Source organism: Arcanobacterium wilhelmae, assembly GCF_029632765.1.
Taxonomy (GTDB): Bacteria; Actinomycetota; Actinomycetes; order Actinomycetales; family Actinomycetaceae; genus Arcanobacterium; species Arcanobacterium wilhelmae.
In genome coordinates, this window is the sequence record NZ_CP121247.1 from 1,900,803 (window position 1) to 1,921,875 (window position 21,073).

Here is a 21,073-nt window from a genome sequence, read left to right on the forward strand (position 1 = left end):
GCGTGGCCGATGGCATGAGATTAGCGCCCCGCATTTACGCAGGTAAAACCGGATTTTCAGGACAGGGGAGGTGCAGATTTTATCTAGTACTCACAGTATTTTCGGAGCTGGCGTCGCGATGTTGGCGACATACTCCCACAGGCGGAGCACAAATTTCCACCCAGGCGCGTACGGGTATGACCGAGCAGGTCACGCCGGAATGGAGGGCGCGCCAGCACGGGGCGGCCCCCTACTTGCGGGGTTTGGCGCGCCGGGTGGGTTGCGCTTCGAGCGGGTTTTCGGGCCAGGGGTGGCGCGGGTAGCGCCCGCGCATTTCGGCCCGCACCTGCGCGTATGGCCCGGCCCAGAACGAGGCCAAGTCCGATGTGACGGCGAGCGGCCGTCCCGCCGGCGAGAGCAGTTCGAGGGTAACGGGAACCGCCGCCTGCCCACCGACTCGCGGCGCGGTGGTCCACCCGAAGGCTTCCTGCAGTTTCATGCGCACGGTAGGGCGGCCGGTTTCGTACGAAACCCGGGCGCCCCCGAGGGGCGTTGCGATACGTTCGGGCGCGAGCTCGTCAAACTGGGCGGCCTCGGGCCAGGGCAACAGGTTGCGGAGCCCAGCGGCGACGTCGGGGCGCGCAGCGCCCACATCCAGCCAGTTCTCGAGGCTCGCGGCGAGCGCCTCGTCCGAGACGTCCGGCCATGGTTCCCCGAGCACCTCGTGGAGGAAGGCAAGCCGGGCGCGCAGCACACGCGCGTCCCCGCTCCAGGGGAGTTCGCCGACGCCGGTGCGCCGGATGTGGGCCAGCCGCGCCTCGCGCATGATCTCCGGGGAAGCGGGGACACTGCGACGCTCGAGCTCGATCGTGCCAAGAGATCGCACTTCCCACGCACGCACTTTTCCACCGTCGGTTGCGGTTTCGAGGCGTGTTTCGATCATGGGCGCGCCAGCAGCCAGCGCAAGTTCCGCACTGATGGGAGCGGCGGAATCGATGATGGCGTCGGCGCGGCCCTGGCCGCGGCGGAGTGCACCGATCGCCAGCCATTCCTCACCCGCAAGCGGTGAAGGTGTAGGGAGAATGGCTCCAGTTCCGCCAGCGGCCACAAAGCCCGCGCCGCGAGCGCGCGCAATCCACCGCGGGTTCGCGAGCGCGAGGACTCCGGCGACGCGCTCGTCCGCGTCCGCCCGAGAATCTGAGCCGTACCCGTTGCCGTGTGACGAACCGGAGACCTGGGCGGGGTGGTACGCCAAATTTTGGCGTAGTGCACCCGCCACAACCCCACCACGTTCGACCATGCGCAGTAGCCGTTCAACTTCGCGCTCAAATTCGCCTGCATTCACACCTGCGACGCGGGCGCCCTTGCCCGCGCGTCCGAGCGCGGCAAGGGCTGCGGGGAGATCGGCGCCCTCCGGGCGCACCCCGAGGCTGAGGGCGGCGGCGGTCCGCGCCGCCGCCCTCCCGCCGAACATCGAGGCACCATCGATGAGTGCGCGAGCAATCGCAGGCGAGGCCGGCACCTGCGCAAACGCGCGGCCACGTTCAGTTGCGTGCCCCTCCTCGTCCACGGCTCCGAGCGCCCGAAGCGTGGCGAGCGCCGCCGCAAGATTCGCCTCCGGAGGCTGATCCATCAGCGCCAGTCCCTCAAACCCTGGCGCGCCCCAGCATGCGGCCATCAACGCTGCACCCGAAACATCGGCGATCGCGATCTCCGGTTGGGCGAAACTTTCGGCGGTGGCGAACGGCAGACACCGATATGCCACGCCCGGCCCGAGCCGCCCGGCACGGCCCGCACGCTGAATCATCGCGGCACGATCCGCATGGACGGTCACGAGCCCACCGATCCCGCTCGCCGCATCGAACCTCGGCTCGCGTGAGAGCCCACTATCGACCACCACACGCACGCCCGGAACAGTGAGCGCAGACTCCGCGATCGACGTCGCCACGATCACGCATGCCTCGCCACCGGCCAGTACCCGATCCTGTTCGCGTGCATCGAGCCCACCGTGTAGCTCGTACACGGGTAGCTCGCCGCTGGGCCCAACCGCAGGTACCGACCGCAGCATCCCCGCGATCTCGGCCACCTCGCGCACCCCTGGCGCAAACACCAGGATCGACACTCCTTCGGCGTCGTCATTCGCAAACTCAGCTGCCGCTTCACGAACGACCCCGGCAACGTGTGCCAAAAATTCGCGTTCCACCACGATCGCGCCGCTGCGCGTGGCGCCGAGCGCCCGCGGCCCCACGCGTTCTTCCATGCGCACCTCGTGCACAGCGCCGGGAACTTCCACGAGTTCACCGCCCACAAGCTCGGCAACGCGCTGCGCGTTCAGGGTGGCGGACATGATCACCACGCGCAGATCCTCGCGGAAAACCTCCTGCGAATCCAGCACAAAAGCGCACGCGAGATCAGTATCGAGATCACGTTCGTGGAATTCGTCGATCACCACTGCCCCCACGCCCTCGAGGGAAGGATCGTCCATGAGGAGGCGCAACATGACGCCCGGGGTCACGAATTCAACACGGCTTCCCGCCCGCGTCTCCCCGCGCACGCGAAAGCCGACGCTCTCACCCACGTGTTCCCCCGCGAGCGCAGCCACACGCCGTGCGCTGGCACGCGCCACGATCCGGCGCGGGGAAACAACAAGCACCCGCCCGGCAACCATCGCGCTCAGCAGCGGCGGCACCAGCGTGGTTTTACCGGATCCGGGCGGCGCACTCACCACGAAGTTGCGCACGGTGGCACGCATCCGCGCCAGCCCCTCCACAACGGGCAGCGACGGCGGGTTGGCAATGAGTTTTTCGAGCGAGTTCACGCCGGCTGAATAATCGCCTCGGCCGCGGCGAGCACCGAGTGCGTGACCGCTGAAAGCTCGCATCCTTCATCGAGTTCGCCCATGCCGGCCCGCAGGAGCGCGGTGAGCAATGGCACCGCTACCGCAGGAGTGACGCCTTCCATCTTCCCCACCGGCTCAGTGATCGAATCGGCGAGCATCTTGTGGAAATCGCGCACCACCTCCGGACCGTACACAACATCGCGTGGCGAGCCACCCTGGACGCGGTGCTTGCGGCCACCTTCCTTGGCTACCGTCCCCTTCGCACCGGCACCCTTCGCGGCCGCCTCAGTGCCCTTAGCTTTGGCGTTTTTTCCGCCCTTGTAGCCCATCACGCCGATCAGCCAGCGGTGCCCTGTTTCCTCGGCGAGCTCGAGCGCCACACGCAGGTAGGTGAGCAAGCATTCGCGCGGATCCTCAACGCCTTCGAGTGCCTCGCTCACGGCGCTCTGCCAACGCGGAATGTAACGCGAAATCACGTGTTCGCGCAGATCATCAACCGATTCGACATACCGATAGATCGAGTTGCGCGCGATCCCGGCGCGCTGGGCTACGGCGCCCGCGGTGAGTTGCGCAACCCCGTGGTGGCGGAGAACGTCTTCAGCAGCATCGATGAGTTTTTCGAACATGTTGTCGTGGTGCTCTTTGACGGTCGGCGCCGCAATTTTTGGCGACACAATAGCCTCCTTTCCAGTTTTCTACACAGCCAGGATATACGAATTTCGGCGCTCCTGCGCGGCTTTCCAGCTACGGACACCCTAACGACGCCGGTGCGTGATTCACGCTCGACGCCGGTACGTAAAGTGGCGCCCGAACACCCTGTCCACGCTCAGCGCACCCCACGCCCGAGAACCGGCGTGCCCTAGATCTGCGTGTCAGTGTTGGCTTCGTATTCTTTGTCGAGCAAGGCAACGTCGTCGGGAACAACGAGCTGGGAGGCGACGGCGTATTCGACGAGCCGGGAACGCCGGTGGGTGGCGTTTCCGGTGGAATCGCTCTTCAGCCCGCGCACGCCGATGCCGGCGAGTTTGTCACACACGTTATCGAGTTTGCGGTTGAACTTGGTTTGAGTCCAGCCCAGGCGCGCGGCGGCTGCGGCCGACGTCGGAATGTCGGACGCGCCGGTACCGATGCGGGTGAGCCACGGCTCGGCAAGCGCCACGATCAGGAGTTTCTGCGACGGCGTGAGCGCCACCTGCCCGACGGTGGTCTGACCGACCTCGTCCTTGCCAGTGTTGGTGGTCTGGTAGACAGATTCGGGGATCGTAAGATCAATTTCGTAGGTGGTGGGGCCGGCCGTGAACACGAGGGACATGTTCTGCATGACGAGCGGCAGGCGCGTGCCGGGCCCAACCCACGATTGCATTTGCCCGGATGATTCCGCCACGGTCACTGCGATACGTGAACCAACGTTGGCAACCCACCACAGGCCGTCCTGGTAGGACAGTTCGAGGAAGTGGCGGTGGAGGAACGGATTGTCGTCGATCGCGAGATCGCCGACACGCCCGATCACGAAGACTTGCCCGGGGGTGACGTGGTAATACTCCCCGGCGAAGTCGATTTCCAGAGATGGACGAGTGTGCATTCCATCTGCTCCTTTCATTTCCCCTCACCGGCGACGCAGAGCGACGCCGGTGAGGATTCTTGCCCGCTGGGCGCGAGCGCTGTCACTTCCACACAGGTTGCGGCCTGCATAGCTGCGACGGTGGCCGTTTTCTCTTTGACCGTTTGCAGTTTTCCTTCGCCTTGCGGTTTGACGAGGAACGAGTAGCCCGCCTCCGGGTATTCCCATGTGAAGGTGACGTGCGTTCCATTCAGTTTACCTTGGAGGTTAGCGACGGGCACAACGTGGGTTGCAATTGGGTCTGCCCCTGTTGTGTACGTTTGGCTCGGCTGGGGTTCTACTGTACCCCCTCCGCGGGTAGAGAAAGCAATACCCGCGACGACCGACACAATGGCGAGCGATCCTGCGACGGCGGCGCTCACGCGGCGCCTGAGTTTGCGGTCTTTTGCTGTGAGCGGGCGATGCGTGGCCCGCGGCGAGGGGCGCGTGTCATGTTCGCCGGCGCGCGTAGGAACGGGCACAGTTTCGGGGCCGAAGTCGATTCGGTGGACGGCGGCGCGAGTGGCGTCGGCGTCGACGTCGGTGCTGCGGTTCGTGGTGACGGCGGACTGCGCGTAGCTGGGCACCTCGATCGGGGTGGGGACTTCGCCGAGCTTTTCTTGGATCGCGCCGAGCGCGTAGGCAAGTTCGAGCGCGGAGCCGAAGCGCGAGGCAGGGTCTTTCGCCATCGCGGTGGCAAGCGCGCGGGAAAGCTCGGGTGGGACGTCGCTACCGAGCGACGGTACAGGCGCACTGAGCACGCGCTTCATCGTGGCGACTTCGGAATTATCTCCACCGACGAGCGTGAACGGCGCATGCCCGACGAGCGCCGTATAGATCGTCGCCGCGAGGGAGTACACATCGCCTGCCACTCCGACGTCGCCTTCGCCGAGCGCCTGTTCCGGCGGCGCCCACGGCACGGAGAAGCCGACGGCGGGCGTGGCGGGCTCGTCGAGGACGTGGGCGATACCAAAATCGGTGAGTACAGGCGTGCCGTACGAGGTGAAGAGAATGTTCGCGGGCTTAATGTCGCGATGGACGACGCCGGCGCGGTGCATCGCTTCGACCGCTGCGGCGAGCTGGATCCCGAGTTCGAGCGCTTTGGCGAGTGAGAGTGGCTTGTCGGCGACGATCTCTGCCAGCGACGGCGGCGGGCAGTATTCCATCATCATGTACAGGCGCCCGTCGTGGGTTTCGCCAGCCCCGAACACGTTCGCGATATTTGGGTGGCCGGAGACTCGCGCCTGAATATCTGCTTCGCGGCGGAATGCGGCTTTGCGTTCCGGTTCGAGCCCGCGTTGGGTCACTTTGATGGCGACGCGACGCCGGGGCGTGGTCTGCTCGTAGAGGTAAACGTCGGCGAATCCGCCCGATGCCACGTACTCGAGGTAGGTTGCGCCTGGAATGATGGGCGCGGTTGCTGGCTTCCTCATTGGATTCTCACCTCGATTCGTACGCCGTCACCGAGGTCGAGGACGTCGCCGTCAAGCAGGCGCGTAGCGGTTGTGGTGGAAACGCGGGCAGGCTGCTCGCCTGGGCGCAACAGGTAAGTTCCGTTTCCGCTTTCAAGATCGATCACGCGCATCGCCCAGCCGGTGACGATCACGGCGGCGTGTGTGCGCGAGACCTGCTTATTTGGACTAGTCACGGGCAGGAGCGTGGGATGCTGGCCAGCTTGCCGCACAGGATCACGCCCGATCACAATGTCACGATAGACGGGTACAGACGTGCCTGTGTTCGTGATGAGCCGCCCAAGCACGGGCGGGTCGATCCACTCAGTTTCTTCCCCAACGGTCGCGCCACAGATCCGGCAGTAGACGGACGTGGGCGAGTTGGGGTGGCCGAACTCGCAGCGCGCGGCGAGCACCTGCCCTTCGTGGGCCTTGTGCACCGAGTCTGCTTCCGCCGACGTCGGTGCGCGGCGGGCGCGGACAGGTTCTTCTTTCTTGGCCCGATACTCTTCGAATTCGTCAACAAGTTCCTCGGCCGCTTCCGGGTCGAGTGTCATCGCGAGGTTATCGGAGGTCGGCACATCGAAATCGACGCGAATCGTAGGAGTAAGCGTGAAATCAATATCGATCGCACCGGCCGGCACCACGCCCGAATTCACAGGAAAAGCTCGCTGGGTTGGGGAGCCGAGCGTGAACGAGCCAACTGCCAGGCGATCCTCGGCCCACAAGGCCACGTGTCGCGAAGCGCGCACCACCTCACCGGCGTGCATCACCGTGATTCCGCCGCGCACTGCCACGCGCACGTCGTTTCCTTCGTGTACGACCAGCGCAAACGCGGGCATCACGGTGCTCGACCACCGGCGTCGGAGCAGATCCAACACACGGTTGAAACTCGCTCCGCCTGCAAGCGCGTGGTAAAACTCGGTCACATCCACGTCCGTCGCGATCAGCAATGCACCCGCCGGCGCAACCGCCGCCAAGTATCCTCCCTCATACCAGCGCGCCCGCATCAGGCCACCCCCGCCTCGGACACCGGGGAAACGCCGACAATGTCCACAACAACCGCCGAGGCATTGTCGAGCGAGCCAGCCGCGAGCGCCGCCGCCACGAGAGCTCGGGCCGCCGCCTCGGCGTCGGTGCTATTTTCGAGGATCTCTCGGATCTGGTTCGGAGGCAGAGTGCCGCACACGCCGTCAGTACACACCAAGAACCGATCGCCGATCGCCACTGACACTTCGAAATAGTCCACACGGCGGTCCGGCGAGCCGGCGCCGATCGCGCGGGTAATAATGTTGCGCCGCCCCGAAACGCGGGCCTCGTCGGAACTCATCACGCCCTCGTCCACCAGCTCCTGGACGAACGAATGGTCCTTCGTCACCTGCAGGAGCGAGCGGGCGCGCAACAGGTAGGTGCGCGAATCGCCCACGTTGAAGATGAATGCACGCGCCGGATCCGTATCCGACAGCACGAGGCCGGACGCCGTCGAACCTGGAGCCTTCCCGCGGAAACCCAGGTGTTCCACGGCGAAACGTGCCTCGTCGAGGGCATTTTGTACGTCCTCAAGGCGCTCGGCCTGGGCGATCTTTGCAAGGGCGCTCACCACGGCGGACGACGCTTCGGCCCCACCAGCGTGCCCGCCAACGCCGTCGGCGACGGCGAAAACCGGCCAGTGTGCGAGCACCGAATCTTCGTTCACTTCACGAACGCCACGATCCGATGCCACGCCGTGGGTGGTGTCGATCATTTTCGCCTCCTCAAACCTGCTAATGAGATCGCTCGCCGGATCCGACTCCTGCGCGAATTCGCGGCGAGGCGCTCCTTGGCAGCCTCGTTCAACGTCCAGGCGCCATCCACCTCTGTTTGCGACATGTCGTGACCCGAGAATATTGCGGCGTCGGCCGCACGTGCAAGCGCACGGAACGTCCCAGCCTCGCCGTCGGGGGTGTATTCCTCGAGTTTCTCGGCGACGTTGGTACGCGTTCCGATGGCGATCGGGAAGCCGGCGTCGCGTGCGAGCGCGAGCGTGTCTTCCCACGCGCCGACGATACGGCCGCCGACGTCGGGCCGGTAACGCAGCCGTCTGCGCGCAAGCCGCTTTGCCACGCGAATCGCCACAAACGGGGCGAGGAGCGCGATGAGCACGAACAGCGAGCCGAGGACTGTCCACAGGATCGTGGGCTGGTCGGTGTGCTCGTCGGGGGTTTGCGGATCAGCAACTTCCGGCTGGAACTCGGCCGGGTTCTTTTGCGGCGACGGCGGCTGGAGCACTCGCGGCGCCGGGTCCGGATCCGCCATCGGGACGGCGGTGCGCAACACCTGATCGCGGTTCGGGGCCGGATCAAAAGGCACCCAGCCGGATTCGGCGAACGCGATTTCTACCCACGCGTGGGCGTCCGTTCCGCGGATTTCGAACGTTCCGCCTGGGTTCTTTTCCGGATAGAAGCCGGCAACGACGCGGGCCGGGTAGCCGAGCGAGCGCGCCATAAGCGCCATGAGGACCGAGTATTGTTCGTCGTCGCCGATCAGTTCGGGGGCGTTGAGCATGTCGTTGATGCGCGCGGCACGGTGGCCGGGGCGGCCCAGGCGCGGGCTGGTTGGGTCGGAATAGTAGCCCTCTTCGTGGAGATATTTTTCGATAGTGCGCGCTGCGGTGATCGCGTCGGGTGCGTCTGCGGCGATCTGGCGGGCAAAGGCTCCAACTTTTTCGGGCACGCCAACCAGCGGCGGCATCATAATGTCGGCTACTGGTTCGCCGGCGAGGACCTTATCTGAAGCGGGCGTGGAAACGAGGCTGGTTGTGGTGACACGGTCGCCTTTGGTGAGACCTTCCATCACCACTGCGGTGTGCGCGGAGGCAGAGTACATGAGGGAGGCGTCGAGTTTCGTGGCGTTCGGGGATTCGAACGCCACGTCAAGGAGCTCGCCGCCAGGAATCCACACACCACGATAGCTCTCGACGTCAATCGTGATTTTCTCGGTTTCAGCTCCCGACGGCGCGGTGGCAATCGGCTCGTGCGGATGCATGAAGCCGGTGCCGCCCTTCGGCGAACCGATCGAATAGATGATGCCGTCGTACTGGTCGAGCGCAGCCAGGCGCACGCGTGAGCCGACTTTCAGGCCGGAAACTTTGAACATCACCTGATCTTTGTTGGTGTCGACGTATGAGCGGAAGTTCGCAAGCGGGGTGGGCACATCGTGGAGGTCGATCTGCGGCTGAATATAGTTGCGGGCCACGATGCGCGGGCCAGTGAGTGCGGGCGCCGCCACGAGTGCGGCGACGAGAGCGAGCACGACCATCACAGTGCCGCCGGCGAAACCGCGGCGCATGAGCGCGCTCGGATCACCAACCGACAACTCGCCCGCGATGGTTTTGCGGCGGAAAGAGAGGTAGGCGGCCCAGACCATCGCGATTCCGCCACCGACGGCGCCGATCACCGGGTGCTCTCCGGCTCGAACGCTGAAGGCCATGCCGACGAGGGCGTGCGCGGCGATCGGCATCAGCGCCCACTCGCTGTGGTGGAAACGCAACGTTGCAGAGATCGCAGCGAGCCCAGCACACAGGCCAACAATATAGGGCAACACGGAGGGGCCAACATAGTTGGAGGCGGGCGGGATCAGGGTCAGGAGATCCTTCCACGAGGTCACCGCTTGAACCGCCAACGTTTTCAGCGACAGCGGGGTGGGGATCACCGCGTAAATCCCGAGCTGTGGAAGGGCGAGCGCGGTGCCGAACAGGAAATAGCCTGCGGTGGCCATCATCAGCGTCGGAAAGAAACCTGCGGCGATCAGATAAGAAATCCAGGCCGCCAAGGCGCCCACCGCGGCGCCGCCGAAGGCGGCGCCGAATCCGGTTGCGCCACCAAAAACATCTTCGTGGAACACCGACGCGAGGGCCAGAAGAACCATCACGACGAGAGCATTTTGTACATTACGTGGTTTCGGTTTCATCGCACCGCCTTCGCTGCAGCAAGCGGAGCGATCTGAAGGTTCTCGATGCCCAACACGGGCACCCCCACAAGATCCGACAATTCAGTGTGAGCGCCGGCACGCACCACCACGGCTCTGGCGCCGGCTGGCACCGTCGCCAGAGCCGCACGAACCTCCTCGCGCGCCGTATTCTGGCCCGTCACAAGCACAATCACAGATGCGCCCGGAACGTGCGTCACGGCGTCGGAAACGCCAGCGACAAATGTGGTTGCAGGCGTGCGTTCCACCATCGTGAACGAATCCATCAACCGCATCGGAGTGGGATCTGCGAGCAGTTCGCCAGCAAACGCCACCTGCGCGATACGTTCCTCGTTAATCTCCGTTGCCGCGATCGACGCCGCCAGCGATACACCAAGCTCGAACTCGTCGTCGCTGGCCCAATTCTGCGGCGCAGAATCCAACACAACCAGCATGTGTGAGCGGCGAGTATCGTCGAACTCGCGCACCATCAACGTGCCCTTGCGCGCTGACGTCTTCCAATGGATCGCCCTGCGCGGATCGCCGGGAACATATCCGCGAAGCGCACGGAATGACACGTCGGAACTGGACAGTTCACGGCTCGCGCGCCCTTCGACGTCCTTCAAAAAGCCGAGCGCACGCAACGCCACCGCGGCACGCTTGGGATGCACAAAAAACTCTTCGCTCCCCGACAGCGGCTCGCGCGTGTACACCAAACCGATCGGATCGGAACGCACCGAACTCACCGGCCCGATCTGCACCATGCCGCGCCTCGTCGTCGGGATCGTGAACACGGCGTCGTGGCTCTCTCCAGGGGCCAGACGCGGGATCGCGAACATGGACGAGCCCTGCCCCACGGGCAACTCGAGCCACACTGCGCGCGACTTGCGCGAACCCGTGTTGCGAACCTTCAACTCGCCCACGCCGCTCGCGCCCGCAACCACGCGCACCGTTGCCAACTCGATCTCGGCCGCCAGCGAGCTGCGCCCCAACGAGGCAACCCAGGCCAACACAAGCAAAACGAGGGTGAAGACTCCCATGCCGATCAACTCGACCCAGCCCAGCGCCCAGCCGGCAACCCAACCGAACACTGAAGCCAACGCGACTCCCCACCCCAGCGGGGTCAGTCTTCTCACGGCGCCGGCACCTTCGCGATCGCGCGCTCGAGCACGCCCGCCGCCGTCGCGCCCGAGAACTGGGCGTCCGGATCGAGCACAATCCTGTGCTCCCACACGTGGGAGACAAGCGCCAAAACGTCGTCAGGGATCACGTAATCGCGCCCCTCAACGCCGGCCCACACTTTCGCGGCCCGCACCATCGCGAGCGCGCCACGGATCGACACGCCCAGGCGCGCCTCCGGATCCTCACGGGTGGCCTGCGCCAATGCCCACACGAATGCGAGCAGCTCATCGGAGGCGTGAACGTTTGCCGCTGCGTCGATCATCGTATTCACAGTATCCGCATCCACCACCGGGGAAAGCTCGCTCGCACGGTCGGCGATATTTGCGCCCGACAGCACCGCCACGCCCACGCTCGCCGGCGGGAAACCCACCTCGATCTTCATCAGGAAACGATCTAGCTGCGCTTCGGGCAGCGGGTACGTGCCCGCCTGCTCGATCGGGTTCTGGGTGGCGATCACCATGAACGGGCGCGACGCCGGATAGGCGGTGCCGTCCACGGTGACGTGACCTTCTTCCATCACTTCCAGCAGCGCCGACTGTGTTTTCGGCGAGGCGCGGTTAATTTCGTCCGCGAGCACCACCTGGGCGAAGATCGGGCCAGGATGGAACTCCCACTTGCCGGCGAGCTGGTCGTACATGGTCACGCCCGTAATATCCGACGGCAGCAAATCCGGGGTGAACTGGATACGCGAGGCGGTGGAATCGATCGATGCGGCGATCGCGCGGGCGAGCGCCGTCTTACCGGTTCCTGGCGCGTCCTCGATGAGGAGGTGCCCGCGCGCCATCATCGCGGTGAGCGCCAGGCGGATCACGTCCTTCTTGCCGAGCACGGCACGCCCCACGTTGGCGGCGATCTCTTCGAAGGTCTGCGCGAACGTTTCTGCGTTCATCTGTTCGTTCATCGTTTTTCCTTATTCGATAATCAGCGGGCGCGAAACCGCCGGTGCGGAGGCGCCAATAGCGTTGTACAAAATCACTTGGAACTGGTGGGAGCCCGGGGTTCGTGCGGGCATGCGGCACACCTGGCCTGGCACGCACTCCACCGAGTCGCCTTGGTTGAGGTCGGTGATCACCGCGGAGGTCAGCGAGGAGCCACCGAGGCCACCTGGCGTGAAGCTCACGGTGGCCGTGTTGCCGTTCAGCTGGGCGACCACCTGGCGCGGGGCGTCGGGAACGTCCACGGAATCGACATACACCACGGAGGAGACGTCGCGGGCGGAATCCCCTGTGGCGTCACGCAGGGTGAACTTCACCTGGAACTGGCCCACCGCGATCGGGGTGATCACAAGGCGGGTGCCGCGCACGGACACGCGCACGCCGTTGCCGCCGTTCGCGGCGACGATCGTTGGCGCGGTGGGGAACGGGTTCGACACCAGCGAGTTCACGTCCACCGTGACGGACTGCCCGCGGCGCACCTGTTCGGAGGCTGTGCCCACGCCAAGGCGCGGCTTTTCTTGCTCGAGGACGGTGACGTTCACGCTTCCCGACGACGTCGACGTGCCGTCGGAAACGACCACGCGGATCGCGCCGCTGCTGGCACCTTCCGCGGCCGAGATTCGCAACGTCGAACCGTTGAGCTGGGCGTTCACTCCGGCAGGCACGCCTTCCACGCGGTACGTGAGGTTGTCCGAATCCGGATCGTTCGCCATCGAGGTCAGGTTAAGCGTGACGGGATTTCCGCCGCCCACCACCTGCGCGGTGGCCGTGCCGACAACCGGTGGCCGGTTCGTTTCTCCCTCAGCTTCCACACGCACGGGGATCGAGATCGTTGCACGCTTGCCAGCAGCGCTGACCACGCCAACGCTCACTTGCGTTGTTCCCGAGTAGCCGGCGTCGGCACGCACCGTCAGCGACGCCCCGGTGCCCGAGGCCGTGATGCCGTTTCCAGCGCTGACCTGACCGTCGATCGTCACGTCTGGGTCGATGTAGACGTTGACGTTCGAATCGATGCTCTGGCCTGCACGTAGCACAATCACGGCGCCGTCGACGAGGCGCGGAGTCGCTTCCTCGTTGACCTGTGGTTTCTCGGCGACCAGGCCTGGTACCCAGACCACGGCCGAGCCGGTGAGGCCGTCGACGTCGGTGACCGTGTAGACCACCGGGCGCGGCTGAGCCTGGAGGGTGATCACGAGCGAGCTGCCATCCACGCGGGTGCCCTCATCCTTACTCGCCACCGTCAGTTGTGAGGCAGCACCGTCCGGATCGAGATCGTTTTCCAACACTTCGACCGTGATTTCGGTGGGCGTGCCAGTGATTTGTGGGAAATCGTCTTGTGGGCGCGGAGCGAGCTTGGGCGCGTTCGCGCTGACGTTCACGGTGAGCACGCCGGTGGCGCGCCCGCCACGCGCGTCCGCAATCTCGTAACGCACCGGGTAGGAGCCTTCCTCCTTCGGTGCAGTAAATGCGAGCCGGCCGCCCGCAATCTCCTTCACCGTGAACCCTGCCTTGCCTGAATTCGCCCCACCATTGACCAGTGCGATCGGATCCAGATCCGGATCGACGTCGTTGACGAGGACCGGAGCTTCCACGCGCGCACCCGGGCGCACGCTGACCACGTCCGCTCCCGCAACCGGCGCCTGGTTTTCGTCCGACGCCGGCGCCACGCCAACTCGCACGTTCGCCGTTGCGCTCTTGCCACGGCGGTCTGTCACCTCGTACCTGAACGTGTCAGTGCCGAAAGCATTACCGTTCGCCGCATACGTGATCGTGCCGTCCGCGTTCACTGTTGCCCGACCCTTCGTAGGATTCGAGACGATGCGCGACAGTTGCACCGAATCGCCGTCGGAATCAATACCGGAAAGCGGAACCCTAATCGCCACCTGGCTACCAGCGCGAGTACGCGCCACCAGATCCACCGGCGTCGGCGCGGCGTTGTCGTTCGCGTCCAGCACCGTCAGCGCAACCTTCGCCTTCGCGCGCCGGCCACGCTCGTCCGCCGCCGTGTACGACAACTCGTACTGACCAGCCTTCACGGCCCTCACACGCACGTCGTGCTCACCCGAAAACAGCTCCCCGGCGTCAGCGGGCAAACCCTCCACTGCCGTGACTTCCAGCGGCAGGCGCGAAATATCGTTCGCTACCACGTTCACAGCGCCGACGTCGCCGGCGCGAACCGTCAGCGAATCCGGCAACGCGATCGGCGGCTCGTCCGCACGCGGATCGCCCGGAACCACAACGATCATGCCCTTGGCGCTCTGGCGCCCATTCGACACCGTGTACTCCACGCGAACCGGACCCGTGAGCGGTTTATCAGAACTCACCCGCACAAACTGCTGGCCCATCATCTGCACGCGTACACCATCGGGTGCGTTCACGCCCGTCAGCGTGAGAACGCCCGCCGTCGGATCCCAATCGTTCGCCAACGGATCGACCACAATCGAATCCTCAGACAGGACCGCTAGGTCCATCTCTGGAACCGGGGCACCCGCCTCTTGCGGATCGAGCGCATCCACGCGCACCTTGCCCGTCGCCGACGATTTCCCGTCCGTCATCGAATACGTGAAATAGAACGTGCCCGGCCGTTCTGCGCTCACGCGCAACGTTCCGCGCGCCGGATCCAGGTTCGCCACAAGGCCATCCGGGAGCGCCCCCAGCGACACCACACGCAACGTATCGCCGTTCGGATCGGCATCGTTCTCCAGCGGCGAGAACGTGGCCGGAACGCCAACCGCAACCTGTACAGCGTCCGCGTTCGCCGTCGGCGCGTTATCGCCACTCAACATTTCCAGTGCAAGGCTACCCGTGCCTGTCAGCGTGCCGTCAGAAACGCCAAGCGGAATAGAGACAGTGCCGGGGGCGTGTCCGTCGTCGGCGAGATCCACCGAACCCTCGCGGCTCCACATGATCGTGAGCTTCTCTGCTGGGCCGGCACTCGCCAGGTAGATCGGATCGCCATCCGGATCGATCCAATCGTCGAGCACCGACGCCGAAGCGCGACCACCGGAAGCCATGCGGGTCGCCGTGTTCACCACCTGGCGCGGAGGTAAGTTCTGCTCCGGAGGATGAACCGTCAGCGAGACGGTGGCCTGCGCTTTCCCTCCGCGCCCGTCACTGACCTCATACGTGAAGTTCGTTGCACCACTCGCGTCTGCCGGCACCTCCACCTGGAAGGCACGGCTGCCACGAATCGGCATCACACGGCCGAAACTCGGCTCCTTCTTCAGTGCCACCGACAGCACATCGCCGTCCGGATCTGAATCGTTGAGCAACACCGGCAGCGTGGCCACCTGGCCCGCGCGCACTCCGAACGCGTCCGGCTGTGCCTCTGGCGCCCGGTTCTCCTCCTGCTGCTTGGGATTCACGGCCTCGTTCGACGTCGAATTCGAGCGCTTCTGGGAACTCTCCGAGTTGTCTTTATCGGTTTCGGTGGTGTCCCAATCGTCGACGATCTGCATGTTTTCGTCTGGGAGCCACACGCGCCCCGTCGTCGTATCGTTGAGTACGATCGCTTCGCGGTTCGTGCGGAACACGGCTGCTTGCGAATCGCGCAGCGATTCCGCCGCCTTCGCCTGGTCGTCGTCCGCACCCGGGCAGTCGCGAACATACACGCCCGTTGCGCCCCACGCGCCGTACGCGCAGCCCCCGTGGAACACGGGGCGCGTTGGAACGCCCGGTTTCGCGGGCGTATCGTCCGCCGACGCCGATGTGGCGAGCACCGTTCCCGTGGCCACCTCGACCTTCAGTAGCGCACTATCGGAGGCAACCAGCACAGTGTCCGAATCCGGGCCGGGCTGTTGGAGCGTGAGCTTCGAGCCACCAATACGCACCTCGCGCTTCCCGCCGTCCAGGTATACCGAGCCAGTGGTCTTATCGAGCACCACCGAATGCTCTCCAACAGCGCTCACTTGAAGATCGTGGTTGTAGCGCACTTCGCTGGGTAGCTGGTAGGTTTTCTCGCCTGCCACCCACTTGCGGGTGATCGGGGACGCGCCGTGGAGCTCGCCGTCGGCGGTGATCACGACGTCGCCTTTGGGGAGGGCCGTGGCCGCAACTGTCGCCTCGCTCCCCAAGCTCGCTTGGGCGCCGAACGGCGCCTTCCACACGGTTCCCGACGTCGGGTTGTAGGCCGCGACCTGCCCGCCGCCGAGCATCGACACCGGCGCCTCGCCCAGCCCGCTCGACGCTTTGAACGTGGCCGACGCCGGATCCACCGCCGCCACCGAATTTGCCGCCAAATCCTGGAACAACACCTGATCGCCCTGCTGGGCCACGTCGAATGTTCCCGACGGCGTACGTAGCTGTGCGTCCAACGCCATCGACGGATAGTTCACGTGCCCCACCATCTGGTTGCGGGTGTTGGTAACCCACACGCCAGAATCCGCCAAATCGACCTGCTGTGCGGGGATACCGCCATGCCAGATCGCGGCCACCGCCCAGGTAGCGAGAACAGCGCCACCCGCAACGAGTGACGCGATCTTCTTTCCAAGCTGGTTTTTACCAAGCATGCGTGAAACCTGGATGAGTGTGCATAAAGTCTAATTTTAGCGGGCGGGTGGCCGAAGTTGAACTACGTGAGACCTGCTTAACGTGAGACAATAGGCGTATGGATTTCATGGAATGGGCTCACCAGTTCGCGACGATGCACCCTTCCCTCGCCGGGGCGCTCGTGTCTTCACACGGCGAGTGGCTCGACGTGCTGTTATCGGACGGGCGCACGTTCCGCTTCCGCCCGGGCTCCATGATCAAAGCGGACGCGCCTCTCGAGGTGCGCCAGGCTCTCCTTTCGCGCCTGATCGATATTGGTATTTCGCAGGCGAAAGAGCCCCAGGTTTCCGAAGATTCTCTCGATCGCGGCGACAATCCCGACGACGCCGGTGCACCCGGGGCGCGTGGGCCGCACAGTCCTCCTGTGCTCGGCTTTGGCGGTGCACGCAACCATCCGGGGCACCCCGCAAACTTTTCCGGCGACGAAACAGACGCTTCGGCGTCGGCAGACGAGGACGAAATCACGCCCTCCACGCCGATCGTGCCGATCGTGCGAGCCGCGGACTATTTCATCAACCCGTCCACGCAAGCCGATCCTCTGGTGCACGTGCCGCTCACCGATTTCGTGGCTGTTGGGCTGGCCTATGATCTGCCGAACTCTATCCACCCCGTCTACTATTCGGGTCTGTCGGATGACGATCGCCCCATCGGCGAGATTCTCGCCGAATCCGTGGTGACGCTTCGCCACCTCACCGGCTCGCTGCGCGGCACCGTGGAAATCGCGATCACTGAGGTTGCGGGCGCGCAGGTGCTCGCGTTTATGGCGCCCATGAACTACGAAGTGTCGTGGTTTTCGGATTTGGACATGATGCAGGAGGTCGCCGATCGTCTCGCCTCAGAGCGCCCGGGAGACATCCCGCTCTTCGTGCCCGCTTCGCGCACCAAACTCTACATCGTGTTCGCGGACGATCCGCACCTTCACGAGTTCTTCCGGCTCTTGTTTGAGCAGCGCGAATCAGGTGACGCCGTCTACCCGCTACCGCACACCGTTGCGGCAGACGGCTGGCGCGAATGGGTGCCCTTCCCCGGCTCCGACGTCGCCAACGTGCTCGCTGACCTGCGTGGATACTTCCGCTCCCGCATCTATGCCGGCCAGGTGCGCGCGATGCGCGCCTGGGGTGAGCTCGGCGAACTCGTCGATTTTGACGTGCGCCGGTTGCGCGGCGGCAGCGCCGTGAGCGAAGCCGTGTGGGATGCGGGCACCGGCGTCGGGTCTATCCCCGAAACGGACTACATCACCTTCGCCCGCGAGCGCGGCCCGATGCCATGGGACGAAACGCCGGCCGTGCGAGTATCAGTGCCCGCGCACGTCGCCCGCGACCTGTGGCCCGACGGCTTCCGACGCGTGGAGAACGTGTGGCCCCCACGCTGGGAAAAGATAGGCTTCCCCTCCGACGAGGTCCTCAAGGCGATGGCCGAAGCCGCCGGAAACAGCCCGTTCTAGCGAAACTCGCGCCCCGACGTCGGGCGGGCTCCGCCGGCGCATCTCCGGCGACAAGTGGGGACCCCGCGCTCGAGGCGCGTGTCTGGCGCCACGCGCTCGCTAACCCCAAGTCGCCTGCGACGCGCCGCCTGCGCCCGTGACTGCAGGCAACTGCGTTACGCAGCTACTGGCTCGAAAAACTCCTTCACATCGACCATGGTAATTTCTCTGCCGAGACCCCACAGGCGAATCAAGTCGCCATGACTCTTCCCAGAACCGGGATAACCCTGAATCAGCCTGATCCACGGCATGATTCCGATCCCTGACCCGTGTGCTTCACTTCGCTCGATCACGCTGGCTAAATGCGCTTCAAATGCTGAAGCAAAACCTCCAGAGATATACATGAATACATCAAGATCTTCGTAAGCCGGGATGTAGTTGGTAATCATCCGCAACTGATGGTCAGATGCGAGATCGTAGGCCGAATACGCCTTGGTATCAATAATTCCCGTGAACTTGCCATCACTAAATTCAACATCGGGGACCGTGCCTTGTTGGCCAATATGCCTGGATTTAAAACCGAATACCTTCTCCATGATCTCTGAGGTTGCTGCCTCGAATTCAATCGCCTGGTCTGTTCCAGAAAAGGCCATCGAACGATACCTCGACAAGAACTGTGAAAGAGCTTCAGCACGCGTGGGTAACATCGCATGCAGAATCTTCGATAGCTCAGCCCGTTCAATACCCGTATGCGCATAGACACGATCAATTACTTGATCGTCAACTTCGACAACGTAGGTTGCGCTGTAAAGCGTCTGCATCGCTGCGGAAACCATCGCAGCTTTCTGGTTCTCCATGCTTTGAGTAATGACATTTTCAATACGTCGGTTGTCTCGTTTGTGGTTCGGCCCGAGGCCAAAAGTTCTTTGGAATGCGGCACACTCTTCAACTGACGGCCTTTCGGAAATCGTCTGCAAAGGTTTACTTCCCCAAACTCGGATTACCTCATCGATCGCCTCGATTTCCGCTAACACCAGCTGAGTCACTGTCTTTTGGGAGTCACGACCAACCGATGTTCCGGGGACTGCAGAAACAAACCCCGTATACTGCAACCACTTCATTGCCGTGTTTGCGATATCCCCAAGACGTTGACCAGATTTAATAGCTTCTATCGCAGGCTTAGTGGAACCCGTGCGGCTGTCCAGATCACTCGGCAACTGGCCATCCTGTCGATATTTTTTGATCTTGTCAGCAATCTCCTGGACCTTATTATCTGAATGACTCGTTGCGTAGGGAACAACAAAAGCTGCTACTTCCTCGTCGGCTAAGTAATGATTCAGTGTAGGAAGTTTGAGAAGCTTCAATAAAAAGACGAATGGGCGAACCTTAAATTCCGACGAAATCTTGATGCTTGTTGAATACGGTGAAGGAAACTGAAACGCCAAGACTTGGCGAGTCAAGATCGGTTGAGCATCTTTTTGATCAACCAAATCTTGACCAGCCCACGTCAGATAAGTGAGACCGTCTTTATTTGTGAAATAAAGGCCAAGCGAGGACAACAGAGCCGCATGTGTTCGCCCACCAGAGCCGCCCTTGCCACGACTGCGCTCAATGTAATCACCATTCAGTTTGAGGCTTGCCTGATCGAGGGCGTCTTCGAAATCCATCTGAAGCGGCCGATTGCCTGACCATTTCTTACCTAGAGCAACCGACGCGAACCTCGCGAGCGTTAAGGGAACCCGGTATAACTTCCGGTGGGGACGCGGAAACATCCATGTCGAGCTTGGGGCTACCATCTGTGTTCTCTCCTGCGGTTGTGCTATTCGTTTTCAGAATAGCCTAAGCTCAGGCAGAGTTTCGACAATTCTCCTGTCCAGGTCAGGCTGGTTGCACAATTGGGAATGAAGAATCGACCGACGGGTAGTCAATCCCTGCAAACGTATTCAGAATTGCCTCGAAAATAATCTGAGATCCACGGGCCGGAACGGCCATTCCGATTTGTTTGCGAACCGATTCTTTACTTCCGGAAAAATCGAAAGTATCAGGGAATGTCTGTAACCGGGCACGCTCACGGTTCGTTAATGCACGAGGCTCATCCCAGTGGTAAATGTGGGTACCGCCGCCACCCGACCCCGTAACTGTGTAACTCGGCTTATCAGGGCGAAGCCGGCGGTAAATTTGGCTGATTTTGGTACGCGTCTTGATCTGAAGTTCTTCGGGCAGATCGGCTGTAAATGCATTCTGACCAGGCTTAATCAGTTTTAACCGCTCAACAACGCGAGCACTCTGCCGAGTCCTCTCCTGGCCGGTTGCCCATTGCGGAATATCTGAAAGCGCCTTTTTCGCTGTATTATCAATGTTTGCGTACGGCGCAGGACTCGGGACACGATATGTCACGTCCAAATCCGAGCGAATCCCGACAATGATGATGCGATGTCGAGCCTGAGGAACTCCGTACTCTTCAAATTTATAGAGGTGTGGAGTCAGCACATAGCCACAGGCTGACAAGTCTTCAAGGATTTGCTTAAACGCTTGCCCTTCCTTATTTGAGGAAAGGCCAGACACATTCTCTGCAACGAAGAAGTATGGCTGGAACCTTTGCAAGATCGGCAGGCCGTAGGAGTAAAGAGGGCCATACGTACCCTCCATACCTTTCCGCTCTCCGACAGTTGAGAAATCATTACACGGGAATCCGTATGCGAATGCATCAATCCCACCAAGTTCCTCGAAGCGCGAAATGTCGAGCTCTCTAATGTCTGCCTGGATTACAGATGCAGAATCATCATCACCAACAATATTGTGGCGATAGGTCGCGACAGTATCAGCATCCCAATCGGTGGCCCATTGGTGGACAACCTTGAAATTTGGGTCGTCGATGCGAGCGCTCATCGCTCCCTGAGCGAGACCACCTGGACCGGAAAACAGTTCTCCAAGACGAAATGTTGTTGGTCGTTCCATCACCCCACACCTTCCTCCGAAGTATCGTACACACGTTCGAGGAAAAACCGTGCTTCACAGATCACTATTCGCTAAATCCTTATCAAACCCCTCAATGCAACCTACTCTTGGGCGGAGGCGGCGCGTCGCAGGCGACTTGGGGTTAGCGAGCGCGTGGCGTCAGACACGCGCCTCGAGCGCGGGGTCCCCACTTGTCGCCGGAGATGCGCCGGC

The 21,073-nt window shown here is 63.0% G+C and carries 13 protein-coding genes; 1 reads left to right on the forward strand and 12 read right to left on the reverse strand.

Going from position 1 to position 21,073, the window contains the following annotated elements; translation table 11 throughout:
• Window positions 1-229: 229 nt before the first annotated feature.
• From hrpB to P8A24_RS08410, 10 genes are all read right to left on the reverse strand, one after another.
• Entirely contained in the window at window positions 230-2,860 is a 2,631-nt protein-coding gene (hrpB, locus tag P8A24_RS08365; RefSeq protein WP_278058278.1) for an ATP-dependent helicase HrpB, read from the reverse strand.
• Entirely contained in the window at window positions 2,794-3,492 is a 699-nt protein-coding gene (locus tag P8A24_RS08370; protein WP_278058280.1) for a TetR/AcrR family transcriptional regulator, read from the reverse strand. The genes hrpB and P8A24_RS08370 overlap by 67 nt, the downstream gene beginning before the upstream one ends.
• A gap of 185 nt (window positions 3,493-3,677) precedes the next feature.
• Complete coding sequence (locus P8A24_RS08375; RefSeq protein ID WP_278058282.1) at window positions 3,678-4,400, reverse strand: FHA domain-containing protein; 723 nt, start codon at window positions 4,398-4,400, stop codon at window positions 3,678-3,680.
• Between the two features lie 14 nt (window positions 4,401-4,414).
• On the reverse strand, window positions 4,415-5,851 hold the full coding sequence (locus P8A24_RS08380; RefSeq protein WP_278058284.1) for a serine/threonine-protein kinase: 1,437 nt from the start codon (window positions 5,849-5,851) through the stop codon (window positions 4,415-4,417).
• Window positions 5,848-6,879 (reverse strand): FHA domain-containing protein, encoded by a 1,032-nt coding sequence (locus P8A24_RS08385; protein ID WP_278058286.1) that lies wholly within the window; start codon window positions 6,877-6,879, stop codon window positions 5,848-5,850. The genes P8A24_RS08380 and P8A24_RS08385 overlap by 4 nt, the downstream gene beginning before the upstream one ends.
• A complete protein-coding gene (locus P8A24_RS08390; protein ID WP_278058288.1) occupies window positions 6,879-7,613 on the reverse strand; it encodes a PP2C family protein-serine/threonine phosphatase in 735 nt (244 codons plus the stop codon). Before P8A24_RS08390 ends, P8A24_RS08385 begins: the two co-directional genes overlap by 1 nt.
• A complete protein-coding gene (locus P8A24_RS08395; protein WP_278058290.1) occupies window positions 7,610-9,817 on the reverse strand; it encodes a transglutaminase-like domain-containing protein in 2,208 nt (735 codons plus the stop codon). Before P8A24_RS08395 ends, P8A24_RS08390 begins: the two co-directional genes overlap by 4 nt.
• Window positions 9,814-10,950, reverse strand: a complete 1,137-nt coding sequence (locus P8A24_RS08400; protein ID WP_278058292.1) for a DUF58 domain-containing protein — start codon at window positions 10,948-10,950, stop codon at window positions 9,814-9,816. Before P8A24_RS08400 ends, P8A24_RS08395 begins: the two co-directional genes overlap by 4 nt.
• The gene (locus tag P8A24_RS08405) at window positions 10,947-11,897 is read right to left on the reverse strand and encodes an AAA family ATPase (RefSeq protein ID WP_278058294.1); all 951 of its coding nucleotides are present in this window, start codon (window positions 11,895-11,897) and stop codon (window positions 10,947-10,949) included. Before P8A24_RS08405 ends, P8A24_RS08400 begins: the two co-directional genes overlap by 4 nt.
• A gap of 9 nt (window positions 11,898-11,906) precedes the next feature.
• Window positions 11,907-16,439, reverse strand: a complete 4,533-nt coding sequence (locus tag P8A24_RS08410) for an Ig-like domain-containing protein (RefSeq protein WP_278058296.1) — start codon at window positions 16,437-16,439, stop codon at window positions 11,907-11,909.
• A gap of 98 nt (window positions 16,440-16,537) precedes the next feature.
• On the opposite strand from P8A24_RS08410, the gene P8A24_RS08415 reads away from it, so the two are divergent.
• On the forward strand, window positions 16,538-17,923 hold the full coding sequence (locus P8A24_RS08415) for a hypothetical protein (protein WP_278058299.1): 1,386 nt from the start codon (window positions 16,538-16,540) through the stop codon (window positions 17,921-17,923).
• Between the two features lie 155 nt (window positions 17,924-18,078).
• On the opposite strand, the gene P8A24_RS08420 is transcribed toward P8A24_RS08415, so the two are convergent.
• Together P8A24_RS08420 and P8A24_RS08425 are read right to left on the reverse strand one after the other, a co-directional pair.
• Window positions 18,079-19,569, reverse strand: coding sequence for an AlwI family type II restriction endonuclease (locus P8A24_RS08420; protein WP_278058301.1), 1,491 nt, complete (start codon window positions 19,567-19,569; stop codon window positions 18,079-18,081).
• Window positions 19,570-19,780: 211 nt separating this feature from the next.
• Window positions 19,781-20,860, reverse strand: coding sequence for a DNA cytosine methyltransferase (locus tag P8A24_RS08425; protein ID WP_278058303.1), 1,080 nt, complete (start codon window positions 20,858-20,860; stop codon window positions 19,781-19,783).
• Window positions 20,861-21,073 lie beyond the last annotated feature (213 nt).